6 protein-coding genes are annotated in these 4,732 nt (G+C 60.2%); 5 read left to right on the top strand and 1 reads right to left on the bottom strand.

Features of this window, described 5'->3' with window-relative positions; all coding sequences use genetic code 11:
- Positions 1–102 precede the first annotated feature (102 nt).
- The 5 genes from AAAB16_RS06830 to AAAB16_RS06810 all read left to right on the top strand — a co-directional run bounded on the left by AAAB16_RS06830 (position 103) and on the right by AAAB16_RS06810 (position 3,471).
- Positions 103–270 carry a rubredoxin gene (locus AAAB16_RS06830; protein ID WP_110615413.1) on the top strand — a complete coding sequence of 56 codons (168 nt, stop codon included), beginning with the start codon at positions 103–105 and terminating at the stop codon, positions 268–270.
- A 201-nt stretch (positions 271–471) separates the two neighbouring features.
- Positions 472–1,620 carry an FAD-dependent oxidoreductase gene (locus AAAB16_RS06825; protein ID WP_340662660.1) on the top strand — a complete coding sequence of 383 codons (1,149 nt, stop codon included), beginning with the start codon at positions 472–474 and terminating at the stop codon, positions 1,618–1,620.
- 188 nt (positions 1,621–1,808) lie between these two features.
- Positions 1,809–2,081 (top strand): HU family DNA-binding protein, encoded by a 273-nt coding sequence (locus AAAB16_RS06820; RefSeq protein WP_108095210.1) that lies wholly within the window; start codon positions 1,809–1,811, stop codon positions 2,079–2,081.
- A 174-nt stretch (positions 2,082–2,255) separates the two neighbouring features.
- On the top strand, positions 2,256–2,651 hold the full coding sequence (locus AAAB16_RS06815) for a helicase (protein WP_340662659.1): 396 nt from the start codon (positions 2,256–2,258) through the stop codon (positions 2,649–2,651).
- 79 nt (positions 2,652–2,730) lie between these two features.
- Positions 2,731–3,471 carry a hypothetical protein gene (locus AAAB16_RS06810; protein ID WP_340662658.1) on the top strand — a complete coding sequence of 247 codons (741 nt, stop codon included), beginning with the start codon at positions 2,731–2,733 and terminating at the stop codon, positions 3,469–3,471.
- A 141-nt stretch (positions 3,472–3,612) separates the two neighbouring features.
- Here the strand turns inward: AAAB16_RS06810 and AAAB16_RS06805 are convergent.
- Positions 3,613–4,732: HDOD domain-containing protein (locus AAAB16_RS06805; protein WP_340662657.1), on the bottom strand; the 1,120-nt coding region annotated here is incomplete at its 5' end.

Below are 4,732 nucleotides of genomic sequence, written 5' to 3'. Positions count from 1 at the left end.
GATTACTAGCGCTTCGATCAGTACAAAGCCGGGAGAGCCTGGCGGCATTCACAACCATCGACCGCTGCGCCAAAAAGCCTGAAGAGTTGAGGTAGTAGCAAAATGAAAAAGTGGCAATGTGTGGTCTGTGGCCTGATCTACGACGAAAGCCTCGGCTGGCCGGATGAGGGCATCGCCCCTGGCACCTTGTGGCAAGACGTTCCGGAAGACTGGCTGTGCCCAGACTGCGGCGTCGGCAAGCTGGATTTCGAGATGATCGAAATCGCTTGATTGCAGCGCTAGTGAATTTCGCAACGGCGACCTTTGGGTCGCCGTTGTTGTTTCTGCGCTCGTTTAAACACGCCAAACCTCTGACTGGCTGGCGTGTTGAGTGATTGGCCTTGCCAGGCAATTGCGGTAGGGTCGCCTGCACATTTTCCAGTCTCGGCGCGGCCTTTGCGGCCATTGCCTCAGCAGTTTCAGGAGTGAGTCATGTCTGCACCCGTGGTGATCATCGGCACCGGCCTGGCCGGCTATAACGTGGCCAAGGAGTTTCGCAAACTCGATGGCGAAACCCCGCTGTTGCTGATAACCGCCGACGATGGCCGCTCCTATTCCAAGCCGATGCTCTCCACTGGCTTTGGTAAGAATAAGGATGCCGACGGCCTGAGCATGGCCGAGCCGGGCGCGATGGCCGATCAGCTTAAGGCGGAAATCCGTACCCATACGCGCATCACTGGTATCGACCCTGGCCATAAGCGTCTGTGGATTGGTGAAGAGGCGGTGGAGTACCGCGACTTAGTGCTGGCCTGGGGTGCGGAAACTATTCGCGTGCCGGTAGAAGGCGATGGCGCCGATGCGGTATTCCCGATCAATGACCTTGAGGATTACGCGCGCTTTCGAGCCGCTGCCAACGGCAAGAAACGCGTGCTGGTGCTGGGCGCCGGTCTGATTGGCTGCGAATTTGCCAATGACCTGACCCTGGGCGGTTACAGCGTTGAACTGGTGGCGCCCTGTGAGCAGGTGATGCCGGGCTTGTTGCATCCGGCTGCGGCTGCTGCGGTGCAAGCGGGTTTGGAAGGCTTGGGCGCACGTTTCCACCTCGGCCCGGTATTGGCCAGCCTGCAACGCACGGCTGATGGCCTGGAAGCGCATCTGTCCGATGGCGCGCGGGTGCAGTGCGATGTGGTGGTGTCTGCCGTTGGCCTGCGGCCGCGTACCGATCTGGCTTCGGCTGCCGGCCTGACGATTAATCGTGGCGTGGTGGTTGACCGCCAGCTGAGTACGTCCCACGCCAATATCTTTGCCTTGGGCGACTGCGCTGAAGTCGACGGTCTTAATTTGCTCTACGTGATGCCGTTGATGACCTGCGCGCGCGCCTTGGCGCAAACCCTGGCCGGTAACCCCACGGCGGTGACCTACGGTGCGATGCCGGTGCAGGTAAAAACCCCGGCCTGCCCAGTGGTGGTGTCGCCACCCCCACGCGGTACTGCAGGGGAATGGCAGGTTGAAGGCAGCGGCGCCGATATCAAGGCGTTGTGCCGGGACGCCGACGGTCGCCTGCTTGGCTACGCGCTAACCGGAACGGCCGTTCAGGATAAGCTGGCGCTAAATAAGGAGCTTCCGGCGCTCTTGGCGTAAATAGCGCCCGTTCTGTCGCTTACAGCATGTCGTTGCCGCGGAAATCTGTCGGGCACGACTGGCGCAGGCCTCGGGAGCGTGCCATTCTCCCCCGGTCTGCCGCAGCGCAGAGCTGTTGCGGCGCCTTTGAGCGCTGCTGGAATGGCAGCACGGACACAAAAACAAAAAACCGTCTAAGGGGCTTTTTTATGCGTAAACCGGAACTAGCCGCGGCCATCGCGGAGCATGCTGATCTGACTAAAGATCAAGCCAATCGTGTACTCAACGCTGTATTGGAAGAAATTACTTCCGCGCTGAACCGTAAGGACAGCGTCACCCTCGTTGGCTTCGGCACATTCGTGCAACGCCACCGCGGTGCCCGTACTGGCAAAAACCCGCAAACTGGCGAGCCGGTAAAAATCAAAGCCAGCAACACCGTTGCTTTCAAACCGGGCAAGTCCCTGAAAGATGCTGTGAACTGAGCCGCGTACGCCCGGGGCTAAATGGCTCCGGGCGCACATCCTGTCGGACAATCCCGCTGTTAGCTGCACAATCGCTGCAAATCCCCGCCACAACCCAGCTAAAGGCTGGCTGTAGTTCTGGCAAAACCCCGCTACACTGCGTCGCCGTTTCCATTTTTATCGAGGCCCGCGCGCATGAAATTTCGTTTTCTCCTTTGGATGCTGGGCCGCATGATGGCCAAGGCCAGCAAAACTAATCCCGCGTTTCAGCAGCAGCTTGAAGGCCGCGACTTGGTGTTTCAGTTGCATACCCTGGACGGCAAAGTGGCCCGTCACTTCATCGTTAAAGACCAACGCCTGACCAGCAAACCTGGTGCCGCCACTCAGCCGGATTTCGCCCTGGGGTTTAAAGACGCTGACTATGGTTTTGCCACCATGAACGCAAAAAACAAGCAGCTGGCGTTTATGCAGGGCATTCAGAACAAAGACATTCAGATCCAGGGCAACCCGGCGCTGGTGATCTGGTTTCAGGGCCTGACCAAGTACATCGTGCCCAAAAAGAAAAAAGCCGCTGACAAAAAGGCCGCCTGATTCGCGCCCTGCCGCGCTGCTGCTGGTCGGCGCGCGGCGCTTTAGCTAGGCTGGGGGGAGTCTTTCTGGAATCCCCGTCATGCGCAGCCCATTCCTCATTTCCCTTGTTCTGCTCGCCGCAACGGCTCAGGCAGAACCGAGCAAACCCGACGCTTTTGAGCATGTCTTCGACTTGGCGGGCATTCGCCTGTTGTGCGAGCAGAGTGGCCCGCTGATTCAGCGTGGGCTGCAGGAGGCGCAGCAAAAGCAGGTCGATAAGGCATTTGACGCTGAGGTCATTTGTGCTGACTTAGCTAAGCGCCTGGCGCCGAAGGTGACGGCCAAGCAAGTCGAGCAAGCTACCCTGGTTCTGGACAGCCCTTTGGCACAGCGCTTCACCGTTGCCGAGCGCGCCGTGGGTGAGGGCAGCAATGTCGATGGCCTGGCCAATTACCGCGAACAGCTAAGCAGCAAACCGCCACGTGCGGAGCGCGTGGTCTTGGTGCGGCGCCTGGACAAGGCTGCGCACACCACTGAACTGGCCACATTGCTGCGCTATGAAGTGGGCAAAACCCAAGCCTTGTTGGCGTTGCGGGCCAAGGGTCAGAACATCAGCGAGGCCAAACTCAGCACGCAGACGGCCAAGCAGGTTGAGCCGCTGCGGGTATCCAGTGCTCAAGCGGTGGAGTCGTTTATGTTGTATGCCTACCGGCAAATGCCCAGCGGTGAGTTAGCGGACTATGCGGCGCTGTATGAGCAGGAGCCGGTAAGCCAGCTGTTGGCGGCAGCGGTGAAAGAATTGCCAGCGGTGTTTGCCGCACGGCGGGCCGCCCTTAAGTAGGCGGTGCCGGTCCGCGTTCATGCGCTTCTGGCAAGCGTGTATTGGTGCGCACACCGTACGCGAACCGGCACACCCTACGAGCGTTTATTCGCAGAACAAAAAAGGCGCCCGCAGGCGCCTTTGTTATTTCTGCAGAACCGGTCACGCGTGGAACTGCGAGGCCAATTCCCGTAGCGCGGTTTCCGCTTCCAGCACTTTGTTGATGGCTTCGTTGGCTTTGTCGCGGGTCAGCCCCAGACGGTCGAGTAAGGCCTGGGAAATCTCGGTCTGTGGGCCGGAGCCGATGCCACGGTTACGCAGCAGGCTGACGGCCAGGCACACCAGGTTTGGATAGGCCGAATGCGCGCCTTCGTAGTCTGGGTCGTGCTGGAAGCGCAGGGCGGTGGCGAGTTCGTCTGGCATGTCCCAGAAACGCATCAGCCAGGAGCCGATCTGCTCACGGGTAATACCCAGCAGGTGCTGCTCGATATAGCTGTGGTCCAGGTGCGGGTTGACTTCCAGGTGCCGGCAGATCAGCGAGAAGTGCGGCGGAAACACATGGGCCAGCACCAGATAGCCGAAGTTGTGCAGCAGGCCAGCCAGGTAGGTCAGGCCAGCTTCCGGACGCTGGGCACGCGGCATGGCGCGGGTCAGGCCTTCGATAACGGCGGCGGTGTAAATCGCTTGATGCCAGTACGGCGTGGCTTGTTGCGGTTGGTCTTTAGGCAGGGCCAGGGTTTTGCCCAGGGCCAGGCCAAGGGCCAGGTTGATGACCAAATCAAAGCCCAGCACGCGGACGATGGCGTCTTCTACCGAGCGGATTTTGCCCGGCGCGGCGTAGTAGGGCGATGCCGCCCAGCTCACCACTTGCGCGGCCAGCGCCGGGTCGGTTTCGACCACGCCAGTGATGTCGTCAACGGTGGCGTCGGGGTCTACGCGCAGCTTGATGATCTTCTGCGCGGTTTCCGGCAGCGGTGGAATTTCGATGGTTTCTTCCAGGCGTTGCTGAATACGGCGAGCGGTAAACGCTTGCACGGCCTGGGTGATTTCCGCGCGGTCGTCGTCCGGGCGGTCGAGGTTGGGGCGAATGCCGCTCAGGGGCTCGCCGAAGCGTGCGGCGCTGGCTTTGCTAAGCAGGGTTTTATAAGCGTCGCGGGGGATTTCCAGCAGCACACCGGCCTGACCAGATTCAATCACCAGGGTTGGTGCCAGCAGCAGTTGTTCGTCATACAGGCACGGCGAACTGGTCAAAGGCGGCAGCGCGGGCAGCAGGGTTAGGTTG

The sequence above is a fragment of the Pseudomonas sp. genome (assembly GCF_037994325.1).
Taxonomy (GTDB): Bacteria; Pseudomonadota; Gammaproteobacteria; order Pseudomonadales; family Pseudomonadaceae; genus Aquipseudomonas.
Note: the sequence above shows the minus strand (reverse complement) of the source record. Positions and strands in the feature narration are given on the sequence as shown.

Excerpts from the sequence above, each read along its gene's own strand:
- AAAB16_RS06830 (WP_110615413.1), top strand. The coding sequence starts at position 103 with ATGAAAAAGTGGCAATGTGTGGTCTGTGGCCTGATCTACGACGAAAGC.
- AAAB16_RS06825 (WP_340662660.1), top strand. The coding sequence starts at position 472 with ATGTCTGCACCCGTGGTGATCATCGGCACCGGCCTGGCCGGCTATAAC.
- AAAB16_RS06820 (WP_108095210.1), top strand. The coding sequence starts at position 1,809 with ATGCGTAAACCGGAACTAGCCGCGGCCATCGCGGAGCATGCTGATCTG.
- AAAB16_RS06815 (WP_340662659.1), top strand. The coding sequence starts at position 2,256 with ATGAAATTTCGTTTTCTCCTTTGGATGCTGGGCCGCATGATGGCCAAG.
- AAAB16_RS06810 (WP_340662658.1), top strand. The coding sequence starts at position 2,731 with ATGCGCAGCCCATTCCTCATTTCCCTTGTTCTGCTCGCCGCAACGGCT.